Origin of the sequence: Pseudoalteromonas luteoviolacea NCIMB 1942, from assembly GCF_001625595.1 — a bacterium.
GTDB classification, from domain to species: domain Bacteria; phylum Pseudomonadota; class Gammaproteobacteria; order Enterobacterales; family Alteromonadaceae; genus Pseudoalteromonas; species Pseudoalteromonas luteoviolacea_A.
Window position 1 is genome coordinate 1 of the sequence record NZ_AUXT01000023.1, and the last position, 22519, is coordinate 22519.

Genomic DNA, 22519 nt, shown 5'->3' on the forward strand with positions numbered 1-22519 from the left:
GCTAACTTTACCAGACGCGCTATTCTTCTTGGATCGCCTAAGTCCGATTGACCAAATTGCTGCTCTGCCCAGTGAGTATGCGCGTTAATCACAATGTGTCTCCATATAGTATTTGAAGGTCTGATCATGAGATTGAGGTTTAGTTCAAAAAAATCCCCGCTAATTTCTTAGCAGGGATTTGTGTAATATAGAGACAGCTAAAAAGCGGCTTTTTGACACAACTCAATAGAGTTTTAGATTTCCATCAACTCAGCTTCTTTCGCGCTAAGTTGTGTATCCATCTCTTTGATATGTGTATCAGTGATCTTTTGGATCTCATCTTCTGCTTGACGAGCTTCATCTTCTGAAATCTCTTTGTCTTTTAGAAGTGATTTGATGTCACCGTTAGCGTCACGACGAATGTTACGTACTGCAACTCGACCGCCTTCTACTTCGCCGCGAACAATCTTAATAAGGTCCTTACGACGCTCTTCTGTAAGTGGAGGAAGAGGAACGCGAATCACTGTACCAGCTGACATAGGGTTTAAGCCTAGATCAGAAGCCATGATTGCTTTTTCAACAGCTTGTGCTAAAGACTTATCAAAAACACTGATAGCAAGCGTACGAGAGTCTTCAACTGTTACGTTAGCAACTTGGTTTAGAGGCGTATCAGCTCCGTAGTAAGATACTGAAATACCATCTAGCAAAGCTGGGTGTGCACGACCAGTGCGGATCTTAGATAGTTGGCTAGCAAGTGCTGCCACACTTTTTTTCATGCGCTCTTGAGCGTCTTTTTGGATATCATTAATCACAGTTGCAATCCTATTTTTACTGTTCTAACCAATCTACATCATCAAACAGATTGATCTGAGTTTGTTCTAAACAGATGGTGCCTACACGCTCCATCTGAAATTGCTTTATTCCGCTACTTTTTTCGATGTGATCAAAGTGCCTTCGTCTTCGCCCATGATAACGCGCTTCAACGCACCTGGCTTATTCATATTGAATACACTCAGTGGCATATTGTGGTCACGCGCTAATGTGAAAGCGGCTAAGTCCATCACTTTAAGTTCTTTGTCGATAATTTCATCATGAGTTAACTGGCTGTACAATGTTGCTTCTGGGTTTTTAACCGGGTCATCACTGTATACACCGTCAACTTTAGTTGCTTTGATCACTGTGTCCGCTTCAATTTCGATACCGCGTAAACATGCCGCAGAATCTGTAGTAAAGAACGGGTTACCAGTACCTGCTGAAAAGATAACAACACGGCCTGATTTTAACAAGCTAATTGCCTCTGCCCAGTTGTAAGCATCACACACACCATTTAGTGGAATAGCCGACATCAAACGTGCGTTTACAAACGCTCTATGTAGAGCGTCACGCATCGCTAAACCATTCATTACTGTTGCTAGCATGCCCATGTGATCGCCAACTACACGGTTCATACCCGCTTCAGCTAAAGAGCCTCCGCGTAAGAAGTTACCGCCGCCGATCACCAAACCCACTTCTACGTCGAGTTCTACAAGTTCTTTGATTTCTTGCGCCATACGATCCAATACTTTTGGATCGATACCAAAGCCTTCATCTCCCATTAAAGCTTCACCGCTTAATTTAAGAAGAACGCGTCTAAAAACAGGTTTTCGATTGATAGTCATAATTTCCGGGCCAAGTTAAAATTGAGACAAAAAATAACCGCGCTTATGATAGACATAAATGCGCGGTTATTTTAGAGAATTTTCTGCATTGACGCAAAAGCAAATCACTACTTTTATGTCAATAAGATTATTCTATTGCGATTATTCGCCTTTTGCAGCAGCAATCTGTGCAGCAACTTCAGCAGCGAAGTCTTCTTCTTTCTTCTCGATACCTTCACCTACTTCTAGGCGAATGAATGAAGAAACTGTAGCGCCTTTTTCTTTAAGGTACTCACCAACAGACTTCTTAGGCTCCATGATGAAAGCTTGACCAGTAAGAGAGATCTCACCAGTGAACTTCTTCATACGGCCAACAACCATTTTTTCTGCGATTTCAGCAGGCTTGCCTTCGTTCATAGCGATTTCAACTTGAACCGCTTTTTCTTTTTCAACAACGTTAGCAGGTACGTCTTCTGGCTTTAGGAAATCAGGCTTAGAAGCAGCAACGTGCATTGCAACGTGCTTAAGTGTTTCTTCGTCAGCATCACCAGTTACAACAACACCGATACGGTCGCCGTGACGGTATGCAGATAGCTTGTCACCATCGATGTACTCAACGCGACGTACGTTGATGTTTTCACCGATCTTAGCAACTAGAGCAACACGAGTCTCTTCAAACTTAGCTTGAAGGTCAGCGATTGTAGTTTTAGTAGCAACAGCGTCGTCAAGAACAGTGTTAGCAAAACCTAGGAAGTTTTCGTCTTTAGCAACGAAGTCAGTTTGACAGTTAACTTCAAGAAGAGCAGCAAAACCTTCACCTTGCTTGATAAGGATTGTACCTTCTGCAGCGATGTTACCCGCTTTTTTAGCAGCTTTAGCAGCACCACTCTTACGCATGTTCTCGATCGCTAGATCGATGTCACCGTTAGTTTCAGTTAGTGCTTTTTTACAATCCATCATGCCAGCGCCAGTACGCTCGCGAAGTTCTTTAACTAGGGCAGCAGTTACAGCCATTAGAATATCCTCAATTCTGAATTCGGTTTTTGGTAAGCGAATTTCCGCTTGTAAAGAATATCAAGTCTTCATCATTAAGTTGATGAAGACTTGATGACAGCTAATTACTCAGCTTCTACGAAATCGTCGTTTTCTGCTTGAGCAACGATGTTGCTTTCACGACCTTCCGTGATAGCAGTTGCAACAGCTTTAGTGTAAAGCTGGATTGCGCGGATCGCATCGTCGTTACCAGGGATGATAAAGTCAACACCATCTGGGTTTGAGTTAGTATCAACAACTGATACTACTGGAATACCTAGGTTGTTAGCTTCACGGATAGCGATGTGCTCGTGGTCAGCATCGATTACGAAGATAGCGTCAGGTAGACCGCCCATATCTTTGATACCGCCAAGGCTCTTCTCAAGCTTTTCCATTTCACGCGTTTTCATTAGCGCTTCTTTCTTAGTAAGCTTCTCGAAAGTACCGTCTTGGCTTTGAGTCTCAAGATCTTTAAGACGCTTGATTGATTGACGAACTGTTTTCCAGTTAGTCAACATACCACCTAACCAACGGTGATTTACGTAGAACTGCTCACTTGAGATAGCTGCTTCTTTAACTGCTTCACCAGCTGCGCGCTTAGTACCTACGAAAAGGATTTTACCTTTGTTAGATGCAACGTTTGATAAAAACTTAAGTGCATCGTTGAAAAGTGGAACTGTCTTTTCTAGGTTGATGATATGAACGCGGTTACGAGCACCGAAGATGAACGGCTTCATCTTAGGGTTCCAGTAACGAGCCTGGTGACCAAAGTGAACACCAGCTTGAAGCATATCGCGCATTGAAACGTTTGCCATTTGTATTTTCCTCTATTTAGTTAGGGTTAGGCCTCCACATATCCCATATCACCAACATGCTAATTGCGTATCTTTGACCGATACAAACATGCACCCAAGTGTATGTGTCGATATGTGTGTGTGTTAAAATTTAATTTTGCTTGTCTTAAGTACAAACAACCTCAACATCTACTAGAGAAGATTTATTTGTAAAAAGACGGCGCGCTTTATACCATATAAATTAAATTAACTCAATGACGAGAGCAAAATTTGCTCGTTATTGCTACTAGAAATTATGACTTGGAGTCTCAATGAGTGCAGTGATTAAAACCCCTGATGAAATCGAAAAAATGCGTATTGCCGGTAGGTTAGCGGCTGAAGTATTAGAAATGATTGAACCTTATGTGAAGCCTGGGGTTACCACAGACGAATTAAATACAATTTGTCACGATTACATTGTGGATGTACAGGGTTGCATTCCAGCACCATTAAATTATCACGGTTTTCCAAAGTCTATTTGTACCTCAGTTAACCACGTAATCTGCCATGGTATTCCAAATGAGAAGCCATTAAAAGAAGGCGATATCGTCAATATCGATGTCACCGTTATCAAAAATGGTTACCACGGTGATACCTCTAAAATGTTCTATGTAGGCAAGCCGAGCATTCAAGGTAAACGCTTGAGCGAAATCACCCAAGAATCACTTTACTTGGCAATTAAAATGGTCAAACCAGGCGTAAGGTTAGGTGATATTGGTGCAGCCATTCAAAAGTACGCGGAAGGCTTTAAATACTCGATTGTACGCGAATATTGTGGCCATGGTATTGGCGCTGAATTCCACGAAGAGCCACAAGTTATGCACTACGGTAAACCAGGTACCGGTGAAGTATTAGAAGCAGGTATGTGCTTAACGATTGAGCCTATGGTTAATGCGGGCAAGCGTCAGTGTAAACTACTAAAAGATAACTGGACTGTTGTAACTAAAGACCGTAGTCTATCAGCTCAGTGGGAACACACGTTACTCGTGACAGACAATGGTGTTGAGATCCTTACTCATCGTAATGATGACACCATCGAAAAAGTGATCGAGCACGCATAATTTTCAACTATACTGCTCTTGCTTGTCAAACGGCAAGTAACATGTCTACCACCTAGACCGCCGCATTGGGTTCCCTCACTGCGGACAACGTTGCAAATATTTTGAAAGCACAGGCCGTAAAACACGGCCTGCTACGCTTGCAGCGACAAAAACTACTTAAAGATAATAAGGACCCAAGGATATCCCGTGGCGTTACCGAATAAAGTAAAATTGTTGCTAGAAGAAGCCGAGCAACTTTGTGATTACAAGGGTTGTATGAGCTATTTTTACAAATGGCTGAACAACCAATTCTCTAAGCAACCCGTAAGACTCCTTATCAATGCACGTTCAGATTTCATTGATATCTTGCTAAAAAAACTGTTCGTTCAAACCGGCTTAGCTGATTTCGAGCAATTGGCATTAATTGGTATCGGCGGCTATGGTAGGGGCGAGTTACACCCCTTTTCTGACATAGATTTCTTGCTACTAACCGACGGCGAGCCCAACGATGAATTGAGACAAAAGCTTGAAGCCTTTGTCACTATGTTATGGGATTTAAACCTCGATATCGGCCATAGTGTGCGTACGCATGAACAAGTACTGGAGCAAAAGCGGCAAGATGTTCACTTTACAACGAGCTTGCTTGAAAGCCGTTTAATCTGTGGCAACTTAGTTGAGTTTGAACGTCTTAAAAGTCATATCGTCAAAACCCCAATCTGGCGCTCTGATGACTTTTTTATTGCCAAAGTGAAAGAACAGCGAGTTAGGCGTAAAAAATGTCATGGTACAGCCTATAACTTAGAGCCAAATATTAAAGAAAACCCAGGTGGCTTGCGTGATTTGCAAACCATTTTCTGGGTTGCCAAAAAACATTTCCACGCAGAAACCCTCGAAGAGCTCATTGGCCATGGCTACTTAACCCATGAGGAATACCAAGAACTCATGGAGTGCCTAGAGAACTTGTGGAATATTCGTTTTGCATTGCACCTCGCAGCTGCCCGTCCCGAAAACCGTTTACTTTTTGACTATCAGCCTCACGCAGCAGAGTTATTAGGATTTGGCTCAGAGGGCAAACCTTCAGTTGAACGCATGATGAAGCGCCTGTTTCGTATCATGAGTCGTGTACGGGAAATGAACCAGATGCTCTTGGCATATTTCGAGCAAAGTATTCTCCCAGACCAAGATATGCTCACTGTGGTGCCGTTAGACGCGCATTTTGAGCGAATAGGCAATAAGATCCGCGTAAAAGACCCGTCTGCATTTTTCTTACGTGAGAATTTGCTCGTATTATTTGAGCACATCGCAGACAATCCTGATATCACCGATATCGATCCCAATACGATACGTTCAGTAAGGCAGGTAAGACGCCGTTTATTGGGAGATTTACAAGACTATGCGGCGTGCAGAGATGCATTTATGCGTCTTTTAAAGCACCCTAATGGAATGGGTAGAGCATTTACGCTCATGCATAAACATGGTCTCATTGCCGCCTACTTACCACAGTGGCGTAGCATTTTTGGCCAAATGCAATTTGATCTATTTCACGCTTATACAGTGGATGAGCATACGCATAAGCTGATTAATAACATCCATAAATATCGCGATAAACAGTATAATAAAGAATTCCCGATTTGCTCTGAAATCATGACCCGCATGGATAAACCTGAGCTATTATATTTAGCTGGTGTTTTCCATGATATTGCAAAAGGTCGTGGGGGTGATCACTCAGAACTTGGCGCTGTAGATGCCACTGCATTTGCAAGTATGCACAAGCTGACTCCATCCGATGGCAAGTTGGTTGCGTGGCTCGTTGAACATCATTTGTTAATGTCAGTAACTGCACAGCGTAAAGATATTAACGACCCAGATGTCATCAATGAGTTTGCTTCCAAAGTGAAAAATGAGCGTCAGCTGGACTATTTATATTGCTTAACCGTAGCCGATATACGAGCCACAAATGATAATCTTTGGAACGACTGGAAAAATACCCTACTTAGAGAGCTCTACTTGCATGCTCAACGCGCATTGAGATTAGGGCTTGAAAACCCGATGGATATGCGAGACCAAATTCGCGACAAAAAAGCCCAAGCACGGCAGAGGCTTTTAGATGCCGGATATGGGGAAGAGCGTATTACGTTGCTTTGGTCTCGCTTCAAAGCCAATTACTTTACAAGCTTTAGTGAACAGCAAATCTCTTGGCATTGTAAGTTATTACTTTCACGTAAGGACCAAAGTCGCGCGGGGGTTACTGTATCTGAGCAACCAATGCACGGCGGTACACAAGTATTCGTTTATGCCCCTTACGAAGCGAGTCTATTTGCCAAATTAGTTTCAGTGATCGGCACTAAAAAAGCGCAAATACAGCATGCTCAAGTCATGACAACCAAAGATGGGTATGTGGTATTTAGCTTTGTTATATTGGAAGTGAATGGCTCTGCTATCAGTGGTAGCAGAGCCAAAAACATCCGCCGAGGATTAGAAAGCATTCTTGCCGATCCAAAAAAGAAGATACGACTGAAAAAGAATCGCTCGCAAAGATTTAAAGACTTTAATATCAAACCTAAAGTCATTTTGCGTCCACATGCTCGGGAGGACCGTAATTTACTTGAAATACAAGCGGTTGATATTCAGGGTCTATTAACGAAGATTGCGGAAGTATTACAGGTTAAAAACCTACATATTCATGCCGCGAGGATCACAACGGTAGGTGAGCGAGCAGAAGATTTCTTTGTCGTTTCAAATGAACAATATCAAGCACTAAGTGAAGATGAAAAGAGCGATCTTCATCTCTCTCTTATGAAAAAATTAAACGCCGAATCTGAATAACGAGGATACTATGTCGGATTTAAAAAGTATTATTGAACAAGCATGGGAAAACCGTGACAACATCACACCTTCAAGCGTTGCCCCAGAAATTAAAAAAGCCATTATCGACTCTTTAGAGCTGTTGGACTCTGGCGCTGCACGCGTTGCAGAAAAAATCAGTGACGAGTGGGTAGTTCACCAATGGCTTAAAAAAGCGGTTTTATTATCGTTTAGGATCCGTGACAACCAACCAATGAATGATGGAGTAAACCAGTTTTACGACAAAGTCCCGCTGAAGTTCAGTGATTATACACCTGAGCAATTTCAACAGGGCGGGATGCGTGTAGTACCTAACGCTGTTGCACGTCAGGGCAGCTTCGTAGGTAAAAACGTCGTATTGATGCCGTCATACGTAAACATTGGAGCCTATGTTGATGACGGTACGATGGTAGATACATGGGCGACAGTAGGTTCATGTGCGCAAATTGGTAAAAATGTTCATCTATCTGGTGGCGTAGGCATCGGTGGTGTATTAGAGCCACTACAAGCAAACCCTACAATCATTGAAGACAACTGCTTTATCGGCGCTCGCTCCGAGATCGTTGAAGGTGTTATCGTCGAAGAAGGCGCTGTCATTTCAATGGGCGTATACATTTCTCAAAGTACACGTATTTATGATAGAGAAACCGGTGAAATCCACTATGGTCGCGTGCCAGCAGGTTCAGTTGTTGTGCCTGGCTCGCTTCCAAGCAAAGACGGTACACATAGCTTATATGCAGCGATCATTGTTAAAAAGGTCGACAAGCAAACTCGCGAAAAAGTAGGTGTCAACGCCCTACTTCGCTCTGTTCAGGACTAAATTCTGTTCTTTTACCGTACACCGCACTTCGGTGTACGGCTTTTATCTTCTACTGACTTTTCAGTCCCAATTATGCTACATATATGGCAGATATTAAAAGGACTGAAGTGATGATCAAAACAATAAACACACACCTTCTGCTTTACACCCTAAGCTTCATGCTTTTAGGCTGCACCCACACCACCACAGTACATGTTTTTGGTAAGTATTTACCCCACGAAGAACTCAGCAAATTACAATCGGCATTAGATGAGCAGGGTTTTGAGGTTGAGATTAACAGCCTTGATTTTCCGACCAGCATCTCCCAAAACACGATTCTTCACTCATTAATGCTCAGAGACGCCTCAGCAGTAGAGTCCGTAAAAGCAATTGCCATAGAGCATGGCTTTAAAATCGCTGATATACAAGGCCTCAAAGAGGGAAATCACTGGTATACCAAAGACGCCATTGCCATATACCCTTTTCCTAAAAATAGTGAGCACAGCCCACTCTTAAAGCAAGATTTGGCTCGTCGATTTAAAACCGCAAACTGTGATCTCTCATTTGATCTCAAACTTTCTTCCAATGGTGCTTATGAAATTTCGGGCAGTCCAGTTTCAGACGAGAATAAAGGACTGTTAAACGGTACTTGGCACTATGTTCAGTATCCATATTTAGAGCTACGCCCATACAAAGGAATCAGTTGGAGCCGCTACTTCGAAATCCATCAAGTTGTAAAGCAAGATAAAGTGAGCCAGATTGAAGTGATACAACTTCGTCCTGTTGAACAGCACCATATCACTCAGGCCTGTTTTTATGAGTATGGGGTTAGGATGTAAAGAGGACACGCTCGATATTCTACTGAGCTATGTAGAGCTGAAACTAAAAAGGTGAACTTGCGCTCACCTTTTCACGACTAAAGCATGAATACAGTTACTACAAGCCTCTGTTCATTTCTTCGAATTTTTGTTCAATTGAGTTTGAAGGCGGCGCTGTAATCAAGCTCGCAACCACAATTGCAATTGAAGCAAAAACAAAACCAGGTACGATTTCATAAATAAAGGCACTTGGTGATTGCCCTGCTATCGTAAACGGTGCATATATCCATAATAACACGGTCACTGTGCCAGCAATCATGCCAGATAGAGCACCTGCAAAGTTCATGCGGCTCCAGAATAAGCTAAATAGTACTAACGGACCAAATGCGGCACCAAAGCCAGCCCAAGCGTTGCTCACTAGACTTAGAATAGTGCTGTTTCTATCGTGCGCTAAGTAGATCGCTAAAATTGACACAGCAGCCACACTGATACGGCCGACCATCACCAGTTCCTTTTCAGATGCCGTTGGTTTAATAAATACCTTGTAAACATCTTCAGTCAGTGAACTCGAACTTACTAGAAGCTGAGAAGAGATGGTACTCATGATAGCGGCAAGGATAGCAGCAAGTAAAAATCCAGCTATCAATGGGTGGAACAATAACTCAGACAACACTAAGAAAATCGTTTCTGCATCTTTGATCTGTAAGCTATTTTCATGGGCGTATGCTGCACCAAACAAGCCCGTCGTAATTGCACCTAAGGTTGCAACGACCATCCAGCTCATGCCAATGTTACGCGCTGTTGGCATATCTTTAACACTGCGTACCGACATAAACCTAACAATAATATGTGGTTGACCGAAGTAACCTAAACCCCAAGACATCGCTGAAATAATACCAATCACGCCACCAGCACCAATCCAAGTTAACATATCAGGGTTAACTTCTTTCAATGTGTTTAACAGTGGTTGCTCTAAAAGACTGAAAGTTACAAAGGGCACTAACACAAGAGCTATGAACATGATACACCCCTGTACAAAGTCAGTCAGGCTCACCGCTAAAAAGCCACCAAATAAGGTGTAAAGTACCACGACCCCAGTCGTTACATATAACCCCGTTTCATAGCTCAGGCCAAATGAGTTTTCGAATAACTTACCACCAGCCACAACACCTGAAGAAGTATACAAAGTGAAAAACACGATAATAACAACAGCGGATACGATGCGTAATGCATTGCTATTATCTTCAAACCGGTTGGCGAAGTAGTCTGGAATTGTAATCGCATCATTGGCGATTTCAGTGTAAACACGTAGCCTAGGCGCAACGAGTAGATAGTTCAAAAACGCACCAATTACTAAGCCAATCGCAATCCATGTACTACTAAATCCGGTTAAAAACATCGCGCCAGGCAGACCCATTAAGATCCAGCCACTCATATCCGATGCACCTGCAGATAAAGCTGCCACACTTGGCGGCAAATTACGCCCACCCAACATGTATCCAGATACATCATTAGTAGATTTACGATAGGCATAAAGACCAATCGCCAACATCACAATAAAGTACAATGCCAGCGATATCATCGCGCCAATTTCCAAAATGACCTCCGATCAACAGAGCTTCTCTCCGAATAACAGTCAATTTAATTTATTAAACTGGCATTGGAACAAAAGCCAAACACAAAAGTTTACTATATCACGACAGTATTCAGTCCCCAAGCAAGTCAGCATAAATTGCTGTTATTGCACATTTAACATTCTAAAACATTACCCTTTAGTACGAAAATACTAAATAACTGTAAATTTATTAATGAAATATGCTTTAGATTACCTTATATTTGAACCATAAGAAGTAACATATTGGGTGTCTCGTTCATGTATTTCTATGCCGCAAGGCAACCTATTTTAAATATAAATAAAGATGTCGTGGGATATGAGCTACTTTTTCGCGACGGGGTAGATAACGTCTTTCCAAACATAGACGATGTGGAAGCAACCTCAAAGCTTATCGAAGGAAGCCAATTCAATTTTGGTCTAGAAGATCTCACCGACGGCAAACCTGCCTATATTAATTTTACGCTCGAAACTATCTTAAAAGGCTACCCCACCATGATGGGTAGAGATCAGCTCATAGTAGAGATACTAGAGACAGTCCAGCCAGGGAAGCGTTTGTTAGCTGCTGTTCAAGAATTAAAAGAAAAGGGCTACAAGCTGGTTTTAGATGATTACAAACATCAGAAAGTATGGCGTCACTTTTACCCTTATATAGACCAAATTAAAGTGGATATGCTTGTTACAAGCATTGAGGAAATTCACGAAATCAAAGAAGCAATTGTGCCTCACCCGCAAATCGAGCTAGTTGCCGAAAAAGTCGAAACTTATGAGCAATATCAGCTGGCTTTAGAGTTAGGTTTTACCCTGTTCCAAGGATTCTTTTTCGCCAAACCTGAAATGGTGCAAACCAAAGCTTTACCACCTTCAGAAATGGCATTGGCAGAGTTGCTTTATGAAACATCCAGCGTCGATGTTGATCTAAAACGTATCACTCAGGTTTTTGAGCGAGATGTCAATTTGAGTTACAAGTTACTGCGCTACTCGAACTCGGCGGCTTTTAAACGCAGAGCCGAGATTTCAACTATCAAGCAGGCGCTTATAGTGTTGGGCAATCAGGAACTTAAAAAGTTCTTATCGCTGCTTTTTGCATCTCAAGTCGCGTCAGAAAAACCCATGGAGCTTATTCGTTTATCACTTACCCGTGCTAGATTTAATGAGCTACTTGCGATAAAGCATAAACAGCTGCCTGATATCGGTATGGCGTTTTTGACTGGGATGATGTCTTTAATGGACGCCATCTTAGATGAAACCATGGATAGTGTGATGCAAAAACTTCCTCTTACCATAGACATCAAAGACGCGTTACTACAGGGTGATGGATTGTTAGCCGAATACCTTGCGTTAGTAATGGCTTATGAACAAGCAAAATGGGAAGAGGCTTCTCAGCTCACAGACAAACTAGGTTTAGTTGCTGAAGAATTACCAGAGCTTTATCGCGAAGCACTGCAATGGTGCGACCAACAAATTGAAGTCATGGCTATTTAATCTTTCAAATTTACAGATTGTGGTATCTAGTCCTATAGGTACCACATTGCACCTCGTTATATTGAGCTATATCAAATAGATAATAATAAATCATTTAGGTGCGACATTTTGTCACATCCCAACATGACCACCGCTCAGTAAAATACCTTCCATCAAATATCAATCCATTTCTCTGTACGTAACTTTCGATTGAAGTTTGCGTTGAAAACATATAATTCGAGGATATAAATGAAAAAACGCTTTATCTGTGCCGCAATTGCTGCGTCGTGCACTTGGCAAGGAAATGCTCAAACCGACCAAACACTCGAACATATTGAAGTCATCGCGCCGATGCACAGTCCTCTTGATATAAAAATGGACCCAAAAGCGACAAGACAACCTCTTCCCGCTCAAGATGGCGCTGATCTACTTTCTAGTATCGCCGGATTTTCATTGGTTAAAAAAGGCGGTGCTAGCAGCGATCCTGTTTTTCGCGGCATGGCAGGCTCTCGAGTTAATATCATTACTGATGGTGGTGTCGCTTTAGGTGGTTGTGGTGGTCGAATGGACCCACCTACGGCTTACATCACTCCCCAAACATATGACACCTTGACCGTTATCAAAGGCCCTCAAACTGTGCTTTATGGCCCAGGAAACAGTGCAGCAACGGTGGTATTTGAACGAGAGTCCGAGCGCCTGTTAGAGTCAGGAGTCACAGGGTTTGCAAACGTTACGCTAGGCGAATTTGGTAAAACCATTTTAAATTCGGACATCAAAGCGGGTACCAAAAATTATTTTGCGCGCGTTGCAACAAGTTATAGCGAGGCTGATGACTACCAAGATGGAAACGGTACTGACATACATTCCGCCTATGAAAAATGGAATCTAGATTCTCAGTTTGCCTATACGCCTGACGATAATAGCTTGTACAGTATCAGCCTTGGCCGCAGTAATGGTGAAGTTGCCTATGCTGATAGAATGATGGATGGCAGTTTATTCGACAGAACACAAATTGCACTTCAACTTGAGAAACACGAACTAGATGGTTTCATTAACAGTGCTGAAGTTAGCGTTTACTACAATGATATTGACCACATTATGGATAATCATAGTTTACGCCAGTTTATACCCAACATGATGATGAAAAACCCAACCTCATCTAACCCTGATAGAAAAACTTGGGGCACTAAGGTATTGTTTAATTCAGAGTTAGACGAGCAGTTAAGCCTCGCTTATGGCCTCGACCATCAACAAAATAGACATCGCCTGAGAGTTAGCCGCGACCACGTTACAACTCCTGTCGAGTCTTTAATGCGGGCTGAAACGGCAGAGTTTGAACAGACTGGTTTGTTTGCAGAGTTAGAATATAGTCTAAGCAATAGCAGTCAGTGGGTGAGTGGCATCAGAATAGATGAATGGGAAGCGACAGATCGCAGGCAAACTCGAAGTGTGATGATGCAAGTTATACCCAACCCTACCGCTGATCTCACACGCGATAATACGCTCATAAGTGGCTTTACACGATATCAAGCACAATCAAGTAACGATAGCTACTATATTGGCATTGGCCGTACCGAGCGTTTCCCTGATTATTGGGAGCTAATGGGCGGTGGTCGTGGTGCAATTGATAGCCCAAGCGCATTTTTAGTGGACCATGAAACAACCAATCAACTAGATATTGGCTGGCTAAGTCAATCTAAATCATTTACGCACTCTGTATCACTATTTTTTAACCGCATCGACAATTACTTATTGACAGATAATCTATACCAAAAGATGGGGATGGCCAGTAAAGTGACAAGAAATATCGATGCACAAACATACGGATTTGAAGCCGAAAGCCGTTATCAAGTCAGCAAAAATTTTTCAGCAACTGCAAGTATCAATTATGTTCGAGGTGAAAATCGCACGGACGATATCGCACTCGCGCAGCAGCCTCCTTTGCAAGCCCGTATGGCATTAAACTACCGTAAAGACAAATGGCAGTTTGGTACACTCTGGCGCGTTGTTCAAAGACAGCACCGTGTTGCAATTGGTCAAGGTAATATCGCAGGTCAAGATGTATCACCAAGCAATGGTTTTGGCACCTTGGCAGTTAACACTTCGTACCAACATTCACCTGATTTAGTTTTTGCGCTAGGCGTAGACAATCTGTTTGATAAAGCTTATGCGGAACATTTAAGCCGCTCAGGCGCGATGGTCAGCGGATATCCACAAACGGCTAAAGTCAATGAAGCAGGCCGGACCTTGTGGTTAAACATGAATTGGCAATTTTAGTTACTAAAATACTCTGTTTATCTAACGTTAAGCACTGTGCTCAATTTGTTTGAAGCGCGGTGCTTTGAAGGCGTGGTGGATTCGAGCCATAAATACACCATTTTTAAATAATCATACTGCGTTTGTTAATTTTTCTAACACAGCGGCTGTCTGTTTATAACCCAAGTATTTCCGTCTTCTTCTTTAACCATGAGCGATGTACTTACTCTTTAAATTTACACTTCATCAAAAAATCATATACAGATCAGGCTAATGGATAGTTGAATTTAAAATAGCGAGTTTCACCAGACAATCAAAAGCCAGCAAATGCTGGCTTTTGATTGTCTAAACTTTATTTCGCTACAGATTCTCTAAGAAATCATCATCAAAGTCTTCTGGCTCTTCCTCCATGGGCGGGTTTCCATCATGAAGCTCATAAAGCTGCCTTTGGAAATACACATCCTTTAAGAAGGTATAAGGGTCTAAAGACTCATTCAGCAACTTTTCCTGCGACATCAATGACGCACGTGCTTCAACTGCTCTCAGCGCAAACACAATTAACGTTTGTGGCGTAGATAGTGCGATTTTAGGAATAACCACATTATCTACAACATCTCCTGTGGTGTTTCTAACAGTTGAAGGTCCCATGCCAGGGATCATCAAATACGCACCATCCCCAACGCCCCAAACACCTAATGTTTGACCAAAGTCTTCATCTTTGTGCTCAAGGCCTATTTCTCTGGCTACATCAAAGAGACCCAAGACCCCGACAGTGGAGTTAATCAAAAAGCGCGCTACATTGACGCCCGCATCGCCGGGCTTTCCCTGTAAGGCTGCATTTATTGCGTCACTAGGTGCTGCAATATTTGTCGTAAAGTTTACAATACTGCTGCGTACCGGAGTTGGTGTAATGGCCACGTAGCCTTTTGCAGCAGGACGTAAAATATACGCATCTAACACATCCATGTTAAAGTCATAGATGGGCCTATTCATAGACTGCAATGGATCTCGAGGATCTTGCTTTTCTTCTGGGACTTGAGCACATCCCACAAGCATTAGCGCTAGTGCAGCGCCAACAATTTTTTTATACATTTAGCTTCCTGTGCTGGTTATAACACGACTTATAGTAACATTAACCAGTTGCGTACCCTCTTGTAGAACAATAATATCAGAGCTCCCCTCAAGTTCACCGTCTTGAAGCGTCACTGAATCATCCACTGAAATACGCGCAGTTATCACAACCTCTTCAAAGCTTGATAACTTTAGTTCTGGCATCATCGCCATACTATCATTCAAGTTGACCTGTAAAGGCAAGTTAAAAACTGTAAGTTTTTTCACAGCCAGTGGCATTCTCGGTCCGTTTGCTGCTTTTGCGAACACAAACAACGTCGCATTGTGTGGAATTTGCTCAGCCAACTCACCTGCTATATCGACATTGACTGTCAGCTGAGCTCCGACACCTGTTTGCTTAGCACCTGCACTGCTGGCCTCTATTTTTTGGTCTATCTCAGTAATTCGCTGCTGTATAAAGCTGTAGCGAGGATCGTTTTGAGTCATGGTCGCCAGTAATACTTCAAATGCAGACTTGGCTTCTAGCCAATCTTCTCTTTCATAAGCTATCAAAGCTAGCAAAGAGATCGCGTCGATATTTTGCGGATTTTTTCTAAGCACACGTGACAGCATGTGTGCTGCTTTGTTCACACTAGTTTCAGTTCCCTCAATCAATAATGCTTGGCTATAGTTCACCAACACATTGTGGTTGTCAGGTTGCATTACCAACGCCTTGTCAAAAGCCTGCATTGCCATTTCATAATCATTAAGCGACATTGCGACACGTCCAAGTAACATCCATGCAACCGCATCATCACCACTCTTTGCAAGTTTTGTTCGTAGTCCTAAGGCAAATGCTTGAAGTTCATTTTCCGTTAAGGGCTCACCCGTCTGCAAAACAGCCCGTTCACCATACTCCGGTAACTTCTCGACAGCTCTGTGCCAATTCTCAATTTGTTGATGACTGCCAGTGAAATAGTAAAATACACTACTTACAACGACGGTAAAGGCGACGCCGGTGGCAGCAAGTACAAGGTTATTACCTCTTGTATCAAGCGTCCTCTCTGGCGACAATTCATTAAGTAAACGCCTTTTCAATTCAACTACAGAGTCTTCAAAATCACCACACTCCAAACGTTGGTTGTCCAACTCAACTTTAAGCTCTTCTAGCCTTTGATGGTAGATATCTATGCGCTCAGCATTTGCATCATGATCAACAGAAATTAGTTTTTCTTTACGTAAAAAAGGCACAATCACAAACAAACAACTTAGGACAACCAGTAACGCAAATATCCCCCACATTTGTGACAATTCACTCATGAATGACGCTCCTTACGCTGGTACTGCTGAATCAGTTTATCCAGAATTTTTTCATCCTCGTCGCTCCAAAACTGTTTTTTCGCTGCCTTTTTCTGACGAAACACAATGAACCCGAACCCTAAGATCACAATAATAACGGGTAAGACCCACAAAATTATCGTCGCAGGTGTCACTGGTGGTTGATAATGAACAAAGTAACCGTAACGATCTATCATATAGTCGATCACTTCTTGTTTAGAGTTTCCTTCGTTGATTAATACCAGCACTTTATCGCGCAGATCTTTTGCAACTACCGCATCAGAGTCAGCAATATTCTGGTTTTGACACTTAGGGCACCTTAGCTCCAATGTAAGCTCTCTAAAAGTTTGCTCTTGCTCTGGACTTTTAAACTGATATTTGTCTTCAGCCGCCTCACTCAAACCAACCCTGCACAAAAGGATCACTACGAGCAAAACTACAGTTCTAATTTTCATCACGTAACTCCTCGATCGCGGGTAAAAATTTATTGCGCCACACCCTTTGGTTTATATCACCAGTATGGTGCAACATAATAGTGCCTTGCTTGTCTACCAAGAATGTTTCGGGCGCACCTGACACGCCAAGATCTAGCGCAAGGCTTCGCTCTAAATCCAAAATGTTGAATTGATATGGGTTACCAGCACGACCTAGCATTGTTTGCACTTCTGCACGTAGTGCATTCATATCAAAATGGTCACCAAAATCAGGGTCATAGGCTTGCTCATAATACAGCCCGACAATTTTGATCCCCTGCTCCCGTAACCTGGTTAAATAACCTAGCTCTGCGATACAAGTAGGACACCAAGTGCCCCACACGTTCATCAAATACACATCTCCTAAAAGGTCTTTCTCTGTCCAGCGTTTTTGGTCACTCATTAAATCTGGTAAATTAAAGCTAGGCATTGCTTGACCTAAGCGGCCTGTTTGTAGCTCTCTTGGGTTACCAAATAAACCTTGATACAAAAACACACATAAAAATACAAAAATGAGAAAGGGCAAAAAGCCTAATATCTTACGATTCATATTGTTATCCTTTTATCCCTTTTTCAGCTCGACGGCGATAGCGCTTATCACCAAGCACGATGAATCCTGCAAATGCAATGAGAAGACCACCCAACCACATCCAGCGTACATATGGTTTGTGATAAATACGCAATGACCAAGCTCCTTGACTCAATTGCTCTCCCAAAGCTAAATACAGATCTCTGAAAAAGCCATCATCGATAGCCGCCTCAGTCATAAACTGCATGCCAATGTCATACAAGCGCTTTTCTGCGTATAGCTCAGTTACAAATTCGTCCTCTTTGAGCACGGTAACCACACCAGCATGACCACTGTAATTCGGTCCACGAATTTCTTTCACACCTTCAAAGCGATACTGGTACTCATTTAACATAGCCACATCGCCCGGCTTCATGGCAACGGCGCGCTCCACAGAATAAGCTGAGGTTAATGTGACACTCGCGATAACGAAGGCCAGACCGACATGACCGAGCATCATTGCCAAGTAACTCAGCCCTAATCGTTTAAAGCCTTCGGTTATAGTCGCTTGACTAGAAACCTTTTGTAATAGATCTGATGCGGTCGCAAACACAATCCAAACCGCTAAAGCAGTCGCCATAAACGTCAGTGGTGTCACTTTTTCATAGCTAGATAACAACCATGCGCCCGTAGTAACAAGGCTAAGAGCCACAATAACGCCCCACTTTTTAACCAGTCCGCTGAGCTTATTTTGTTTCCATCGCAACATAGGTGCCAAGCCCAATAAAATAGCAAAAGGCACAATTAAAATGGCAAACATCTGATTGAAGAACGGCACACCGATTGATATTGAGCCCAAACCCAATTCTTTGTGGATCATGGGTAACAAGGTTCCCAGCAAAACAATAAGGGTCGCCACGACTAAGAAGATATTATTCAGCCAGAGCCCGACTTCTCTTGAAACAAAACGGTACCTGCCTTCGCTATGTACTTGTGCAACACGTGTTGCATATAGCGCGAGGCTCCCTCCAACTACAACCGCGAGGAATGACAGGATATAGAGGCCTCTATCTGGATCTGTGGCAAACGCATGCACCGAAACAATGATGCCCGATCGGACGATAAACGTCCCAAGCAAGCATAAACTGAACGCCGCGATTGCCAACAATACCGTCCATGACTTAAACACTCCCCGTTTTTCAGTCGCGGCAAGAGAATGTAGCAACGCTGTCGCCACTAACCAAGGCATCAGCGAAGCATTTTCAACTGGGTCCCAAAACCACCAGCCACCCCAACCTAGCTCTGCATATGCCCACCAACTTCCGATCGTAATACCCAAAGTCAAAAACGCCCATGCGGCCATGGTCCAAGGACGAGACCATTTGGCCCAGGTATTATCAAGTTTACCTGTTAAGAGCGCAGCAATTGCAAAAGAGAATGATACAGACAAGCCAACATAGCCCATATAAAGTAGTGGCGGATGGATGATCATACCGGGGTCTTGTAACAGTGGATTAAGATCTCGTCCCTCTACAGGGAAGTAAGGCAGTAAGCGCTCAAACGGGCTTGACATCCAAAGTGTATAAAGCATAAAGCCCACGCCTAAGAAGCCTAAAACGCCTAGGACACGAGCACGTAATACCCAAGGTAAAGACTTTGACATCAAGGCTACTAAGGCTGTCCATGCAGATTGCATCACCAACCAGAGTAAAATAGCCCCCTCGTGTCCGCCCCAGGTTGACGTCACTTTATAGTACCAAGGTAATGTACTACTTGAATGATGCGCAACATAAGCAACGGTAAAGTCATCGGTCAAAGTGATATAAATCAGCACGGCAAATGCAAAAAACACTAAAAGACATTGCCCAACCGCCAATGAAGGGGCCGCTCTCATAAGCCTTAGGTTACCCGTATACGCGCCCCACAAAGGAAAAATACACAGCAGTAAGCTTAGTGCCATAGCTAAAACTAGGGCGAAATATCCTATCTCAGGGACCATACTAGTTCTCGCTATTTAAGTTGTACTTGGGCTTTTCGTGTTTAATACCTTTTACTGCCTCTGCAACTTCAGATGGCATGTATTCCTCATCGTGTTTGGCGAGTACTTCAAATGCTTCAATAACATCTGACTCGATAAGTGTGCCTTGCGCGACTATCCCCTGACCTTCACGGAACAGATCAGGCAGAATGCCTTTATAGCGAATAGTCACTAATGGCCCTGTATCAATTAGCTTAAACTCAACGGCTAACGAGCTTTCATCTCTGACAACTGAGCCTGGCACCACCATGCCTCCGATGCGTAACTTCTGGCCAATAGAAGGTTTTTCTTGTTCGGGCCCTTTTCCGTTAACTAACTCACTTGGAGTGTAAAATAAGTTTATATTCTCTTGTAATGCATACAATGTTAACCCCACCGCAGAACCAATACCAAAGATCACAGCAAGCACGGTTAGCATTCGCTTTTTTCGTCTTGGATTCATGCCTGCACCTCCATTTGTTTTGCTTTCTTAATACGCTCTTCTCGAGACATTTGCCTTTTGACTTCTTGCTTTAATCGTTTCCCCTCATATAGAGACACAAACAATAACCCAAGAATAATGGCTAAGCAGCTACCAAAAGACAGCCATACATAAAACCCGTAACCGCCCATGGCGATAAAGTCGCTAAATGATTCAAACTGCATAATCAACCTCGACTCACTAACTGACGCACCCAAGGACGGTGCTTATCTGCTTGCATAATTTCATTTTTAAGACGAACCAGAGACATCGCGCCGACAAGGGCTGCAAATCCTAATATATTGATTAATAGCGGCCATAGCATTGAAGGGTCAATCGCAGAGGTATCAAATTTGGTAATAGTTGCCCCTTGATGCAAAGTATTCCACCACTCTACAGAGAAGTGAATAATTGGCAGGTTTACCACACCAACAATTGCAAGAATACAAGCTGCTCTACCACCTGCTTTTTTATCTTCAAATGCGTGGTATAGAGATAACACACCTAAATATAAGAAAAGGAGAATAAGTTCCGACGTCAACCTTGCATCCCAGACCCACCATGCGCCCCACATAGGTTTGCCCCACGCAGCCCCGGTGATTAACGCTATAGCTGTCATGGCAGCACCAACAGGTGCAATTGCAATGACTGCAAGCTCCGCATTGCGTAGTTGCCATACAAGGGCAACAATTGCAGCAATAGCCATTGATGAATAGGCGCCCATAGAGAGGATGGCCGACGGTACATGAATAAAAATAATCCGATAGCTGTCTTTTTGTTGATAGTCAGCGGGCGCATACGCTAAACCCCAAACCCATCCGACTACAACACATATCACAGACACTACGGCAAAGTACGGCAGTAAGGTGTTACACAATTGGTAAGCACGCTCCGCTTTTGCATAGGGATGTAACCACTTCCACATTTTAACTTACACTCACTCTTAAAGCTGACGATATGGCAATTGGTGCTGCTACAAAAGCGACGGCGAGCATAGCACCAAGGATTGCAAGCTGTCCGCTATACGCTAGCGACATAATGCTAGTATCTATTGCAGACGTTGCAAAAATAAGTACAGGTATATACAGAGGTAATACGAGCAAACTCATTAGTATTCCCCCCTTTTGCAGGCCCACTGTCAAGCCTGCTCCTATGGCACCGATAAAACTCAATAACGGTGTACCAATTAATAATGTCAGAACCGTTGCGCTTAGAGCCTGAGATTCTAAATTCATAAGCAATGCAAATACAGGGGCCATAACCACCATTGGTAGGCCAGCCGTAGTCCAGTGCGCAGCTACTTTGGCGAGCACAGCCAATGACAATGGATAGGGAGAAGCAATCAACTGCTCAAGTGACCCATCCATGAAATCATCACGAAAAATTTTGTCTAACCCTAACATAGTAGATAAAAGTGCTGCGACCCAAATTATGCCAGGTGCCATCCGTGCAAGCAGAGCTGGTTCGGGGCCTATTGCTAAAGGAAAAAGAGTAATAACAATCAAAAAGAATAACAGCGGGTTGACAATTTCAGCGCGTTGTCTAAACGCCAGAGTGACGTCTTTACGATAAACATTACAAAACAGAGTCCAATACGAATTACTAGCTTGCATTAATGTCTGTACTCCAGAACCAATGTTTGCAACGAGTCAAATGAGCTGGTGAGATCCTGATGAGTTGTTAACAAAATAGAACCTCCTCCATCTAAATGTTCTTGAAAGCGACTCTGCAACATAGCAACACCACACTTATCAAGCGCCGTAAATGGTTCGTCAAGTATCCACAGCTTGGCTTGATTGAGCCACAACCTGACTAGCGCCACCCTACGCTGCTGACCCGCCGACAGTGTTCTCACAGGCACATCTTCCAGGCCGACTAAACCGAGTTTGCCGAGGAGGCGATAAATTTCATCTTTATCGCATTGGTAGCTATGTACACCAAGCCAATGCTGTATATTTTCATATGCGTTCAATTGTAAATTAACACCAGTTTTATGGCCAATAAACAACAATGACTCAGCAAAACTGTCGTAATCATCTGTGACATTTTGATTGTTAAACAATACATTACCTTCATCAGGTCGCGAAAATCCAGAGATTATTCTAAGTAGTGAAGTTTTTCCTGCACCATTTGGGCCCTCTACTTGCATGATTTGACCAGGTAACAACGAAAAGTTAAGTGATTCGAACAAACAACGGTCTTGTTTGATACAAGTTAAAGCCTTAATCTCTAGCAAAATTTGTTATTCTCACGACCCTTAAATGTGGGCCTAAGTCTATCATAGTGATATGGTAATACGAATAACGCGTTGCAGCCGATTACTGAAAATTTGATTTAG

21 protein-coding genes are annotated in these 22519 nt (G+C 42.9%); 6 read left to right on the forward strand and 15 right to left on the reverse strand.

Annotation, left to right across the window (positions count from 1 at the left end):
• Positions 1 to 233 precede the first annotated feature (233 nt).
• The 4 genes from frr to rpsB form a co-directional block, all read right to left on the reverse strand.
• A complete protein-coding gene (gene frr / locus N482_RS02070; protein ID WP_063370657.1) occupies positions 234 to 791 on the reverse strand; it encodes a ribosome recycling factor in 558 nt (185 codons plus the stop codon).
• Positions 792 to 896: 105 nt separating this feature from the next.
• A complete protein-coding gene (gene pyrH / locus N482_RS02075) occupies positions 897 to 1637 on the reverse strand; it encodes a UMP kinase (RefSeq protein ID WP_063370658.1) in 741 nt (246 codons plus the stop codon).
• A gap of 141 nt (positions 1638 to 1778) precedes the next feature.
• Positions 1779 to 2630: a translation elongation factor Ts gene (gene tsf / locus N482_RS02080; RefSeq protein WP_063375508.1), complete on the reverse strand. Its 852-nt coding sequence runs from the start codon at positions 2628 to 2630 to the stop codon at positions 1779 to 1781.
• A gap of 104 nt (positions 2631 to 2734) precedes the next feature.
• Complete coding sequence (rpsB, locus tag N482_RS02085; RefSeq protein WP_023401850.1) at positions 2735 to 3463, reverse strand: 30S ribosomal protein S2; 729 nt, start codon at positions 3461 to 3463, stop codon at positions 2735 to 2737.
• A 290-nt stretch (positions 3464 to 3753) separates the two neighbouring features.
• On the opposite strand from rpsB, the gene map reads away from it, so the two are divergent.
• From map to N482_RS02105, 4 genes are all read left to right on the forward strand, one after another.
• Entirely contained in the window at positions 3754 to 4542 is a 789-nt protein-coding gene (gene map / locus N482_RS02090) for a type I methionyl aminopeptidase (protein WP_063375509.1), read from the forward strand.
• 186 nt (positions 4543 to 4728) lie between these two features.
• Positions 4729 to 7347, forward strand: coding sequence for a [protein-PII] uridylyltransferase (gene glnD / locus N482_RS02095; RefSeq protein ID WP_063375510.1), 2619 nt, complete (start codon positions 4729 to 4731; stop codon positions 7345 to 7347).
• Between the two features lie 10 nt (positions 7348 to 7357).
• Positions 7358 to 8185, forward strand: coding sequence for a 2,3,4,5-tetrahydropyridine-2,6-dicarboxylate N-succinyltransferase (gene dapD, locus N482_RS02100; RefSeq protein WP_063375511.1), 828 nt, complete (start codon positions 7358 to 7360; stop codon positions 8183 to 8185).
• 110 nt (positions 8186 to 8295) lie between these two features.
• On the forward strand, positions 8296 to 9003 hold the full coding sequence (locus N482_RS02105; RefSeq protein ID WP_063375512.1) for a hypothetical protein: 708 nt from the start codon (positions 8296 to 8298) through the stop codon (positions 9001 to 9003).
• Between the two features lie 97 nt (positions 9004 to 9100).
• Here the strand turns inward: N482_RS02105 and putP are convergent, their stop codons facing one another.
• Positions 9101 to 10579: a sodium/proline symporter PutP gene (putP, locus tag N482_RS02110; protein WP_063375513.1), complete on the reverse strand. Its 1479-nt coding sequence runs from the start codon at positions 10577 to 10579 to the stop codon at positions 9101 to 9103.
• Positions 10580 to 10855: 276 nt separating this feature from the next.
• On the opposite strand from putP, the gene N482_RS02115 reads away from it, so the two are divergent.
• Both N482_RS02115 and N482_RS02120 read left to right on the forward strand, forming a co-directional pair.
• Entirely contained in the window at positions 10856 to 12079 is a 1224-nt protein-coding gene (locus N482_RS02115) for an EAL and HDOD domain-containing protein (protein ID WP_063375514.1), read from the forward strand.
• Positions 12080 to 12307: 228 nt separating this feature from the next.
• The gene (locus tag N482_RS02120; protein ID WP_081227662.1) at positions 12308 to 14335 is read left to right on the forward strand and encodes a TonB-dependent copper receptor; all 2028 of its coding nucleotides are present in this window, start codon (positions 12308 to 12310) and stop codon (positions 14333 to 14335) included.
• Between the two features lie 339 nt (positions 14336 to 14674).
• Here the strand turns inward: N482_RS02120 and N482_RS02125 are convergent, their stop codons facing one another.
• Genes N482_RS02125 through ccmA form a run of 10 tightly spaced genes read right to left on the reverse strand, consistent with a single transcriptional unit; the run spans position 14675 to position 22417 of the window.
• Positions 14675 to 15406: a VacJ family lipoprotein gene (locus tag N482_RS02125; RefSeq protein WP_063375515.1), complete on the reverse strand. Its 732-nt coding sequence runs from the start codon at positions 15404 to 15406 to the stop codon at positions 14675 to 14677.
• Positions 15407 to 16684: a c-type cytochrome biogenesis protein CcmI gene (ccmI, locus tag N482_RS02130; RefSeq protein WP_063375516.1), complete on the reverse strand. Its 1278-nt coding sequence runs from the start codon at positions 16682 to 16684 to the stop codon at positions 15407 to 15409.
• Complete coding sequence (locus N482_RS02135) at positions 16681 to 17157, reverse strand: cytochrome c-type biogenesis protein (protein WP_063375517.1); 477 nt, start codon at positions 17155 to 17157, stop codon at positions 16681 to 16683. The genes ccmI and N482_RS02135 overlap by 4 nt, the downstream gene beginning before the upstream one ends.
• On the reverse strand, positions 17147 to 17725 hold the full coding sequence (locus N482_RS02140) for a redoxin family protein (RefSeq protein ID WP_063375518.1): 579 nt from the start codon (positions 17723 to 17725) through the stop codon (positions 17147 to 17149). Before N482_RS02140 ends, N482_RS02135 begins: the two co-directional genes overlap by 11 nt.
• A gap of 4 nt (positions 17726 to 17729) precedes the next feature.
• The gene (locus tag N482_RS02145) at positions 17730 to 19682 is read right to left on the reverse strand and encodes a heme lyase CcmF/NrfE family subunit (protein WP_063375519.1); all 1953 of its coding nucleotides are present in this window, start codon (positions 19680 to 19682) and stop codon (positions 17730 to 17732) included.
• 1 nt (position 19683) lies between these two features.
• Positions 19684 to 20163: a cytochrome c maturation protein CcmE gene (gene ccmE, locus N482_RS02150; protein WP_063375520.1), complete on the reverse strand. Its 480-nt coding sequence runs from the start codon at positions 20161 to 20163 to the stop codon at positions 19684 to 19686.
• Positions 20160 to 20366, reverse strand: coding sequence for a heme exporter protein CcmD (gene ccmD, locus N482_RS02155; protein WP_063375521.1), 207 nt, complete (start codon positions 20364 to 20366; stop codon positions 20160 to 20162). The genes ccmE and ccmD overlap by 4 nt, the downstream gene beginning before the upstream one ends.
• Positions 20367 to 20368: 2 nt before the next feature.
• Positions 20369 to 21106: a heme ABC transporter permease gene (locus N482_RS02160; RefSeq protein WP_063375522.1), complete on the reverse strand. Its 738-nt coding sequence runs from the start codon at positions 21104 to 21106 to the stop codon at positions 20369 to 20371.
• Between the two features lies 1 nt (position 21107).
• Positions 21108 to 21794 (reverse strand): heme exporter protein CcmB, encoded by a 687-nt coding sequence (ccmB, locus tag N482_RS02165; RefSeq protein ID WP_063370674.1) that lies wholly within the window; start codon positions 21792 to 21794, stop codon positions 21108 to 21110.
• On the reverse strand, positions 21794 to 22417 hold the full coding sequence (ccmA, locus tag N482_RS02170) for a cytochrome c biogenesis heme-transporting ATPase CcmA (RefSeq protein ID WP_081227663.1): 624 nt from the start codon (positions 22415 to 22417) through the stop codon (positions 21794 to 21796). Before ccmA ends, ccmB begins: the two co-directional genes overlap by 1 nt.
• Between the last annotated feature and the right edge of the window lie 102 nt (positions 22418 to 22519).

Bases quoted from the DNA above. Each gene is read 5' to 3' on its own strand.
- ccmE (WP_063375520.1), bottom strand. From the start codon at position 20,163: ATGAATCCAAGACGAAAAAAGCGAATGCTAACCGTGCTTGCTGTGATC.
- N482_RS02115 (WP_063375514.1), top strand. From the start codon at position 10,856: ATGTATTTCTATGCCGCAAGGCAACCTATTTTAAATATAAATAAAGAT.
- ccmI (WP_063375516.1), bottom strand. From the start codon at position 16,684: ATGAGTGAATTGTCACAAATGTGGGGGATATTTGCGTTACTGGTTGTC.
- dapD (WP_063375511.1), top strand. From the start codon at position 7,358: ATGTCGGATTTAAAAAGTATTATTGAACAAGCATGGGAAAACCGTGAC.
- rpsB (WP_023401850.1), bottom strand. From the start codon at position 3,463: ATGGCAAACGTTTCAATGCGCGATATGCTTCAAGCTGGTGTTCACTTT.
- N482_RS02125 (WP_063375515.1), bottom strand. From the start codon at position 15,406: ATGTATAAAAAAATTGTTGGCGCTGCACTAGCGCTAATGCTTGTGGGA.
- map (WP_063375509.1), top strand. From the start codon at position 3,754: ATGAGTGCAGTGATTAAAACCCCTGATGAAATCGAAAAAATGCGTATT.
- ccmD (WP_063375521.1), bottom strand. From the start codon at position 20,366: ATGCAGTTTGAATCATTTAGCGACTTTATCGCCATGGGCGGTTACGGG.
- N482_RS02160 (WP_063375522.1), bottom strand. From the start codon at position 21,106: ATGTGGAAGTGGTTACATCCCTATGCAAAAGCGGAGCGTGCTTACCAA.
- ccmB (WP_063370674.1), bottom strand. From the start codon at position 21,794: ATGCAAGCTAGTAATTCGTATTGGACTCTGTTTTGTAATGTTTATCGT.
- N482_RS02120 (WP_081227662.1), top strand. From the start codon at position 12,308: ATGAAAAAACGCTTTATCTGTGCCGCAATTGCTGCGTCGTGCACTTGG.
- pyrH (WP_063370658.1), bottom strand. From the start codon at position 1,637: ATGACTATCAATCGAAAACCTGTTTTTAGACGCGTTCTTCTTAAATTA.
- N482_RS02140 (WP_063375518.1), bottom strand. From the start codon at position 17,725: ATGAATCGTAAGATATTAGGCTTTTTGCCCTTTCTCATTTTTGTATTT.
- N482_RS02105 (WP_063375512.1), top strand. From the start codon at position 8,296: ATGATCAAAACAATAAACACACACCTTCTGCTTTACACCCTAAGCTTC.
- tsf (WP_063375508.1), bottom strand. From the start codon at position 2,630: ATGGCTGTAACTGCTGCCCTAGTTAAAGAACTTCGCGAGCGTACTGGC.
- N482_RS02135 (WP_063375517.1), bottom strand. From the start codon at position 17,157: ATGAAAATTAGAACTGTAGTTTTGCTCGTAGTGATCCTTTTGTGCAGG.
- N482_RS02145 (WP_063375519.1), bottom strand. From the start codon at position 19,682: ATGGTCCCTGAGATAGGATATTTCGCCCTAGTTTTAGCTATGGCACTA.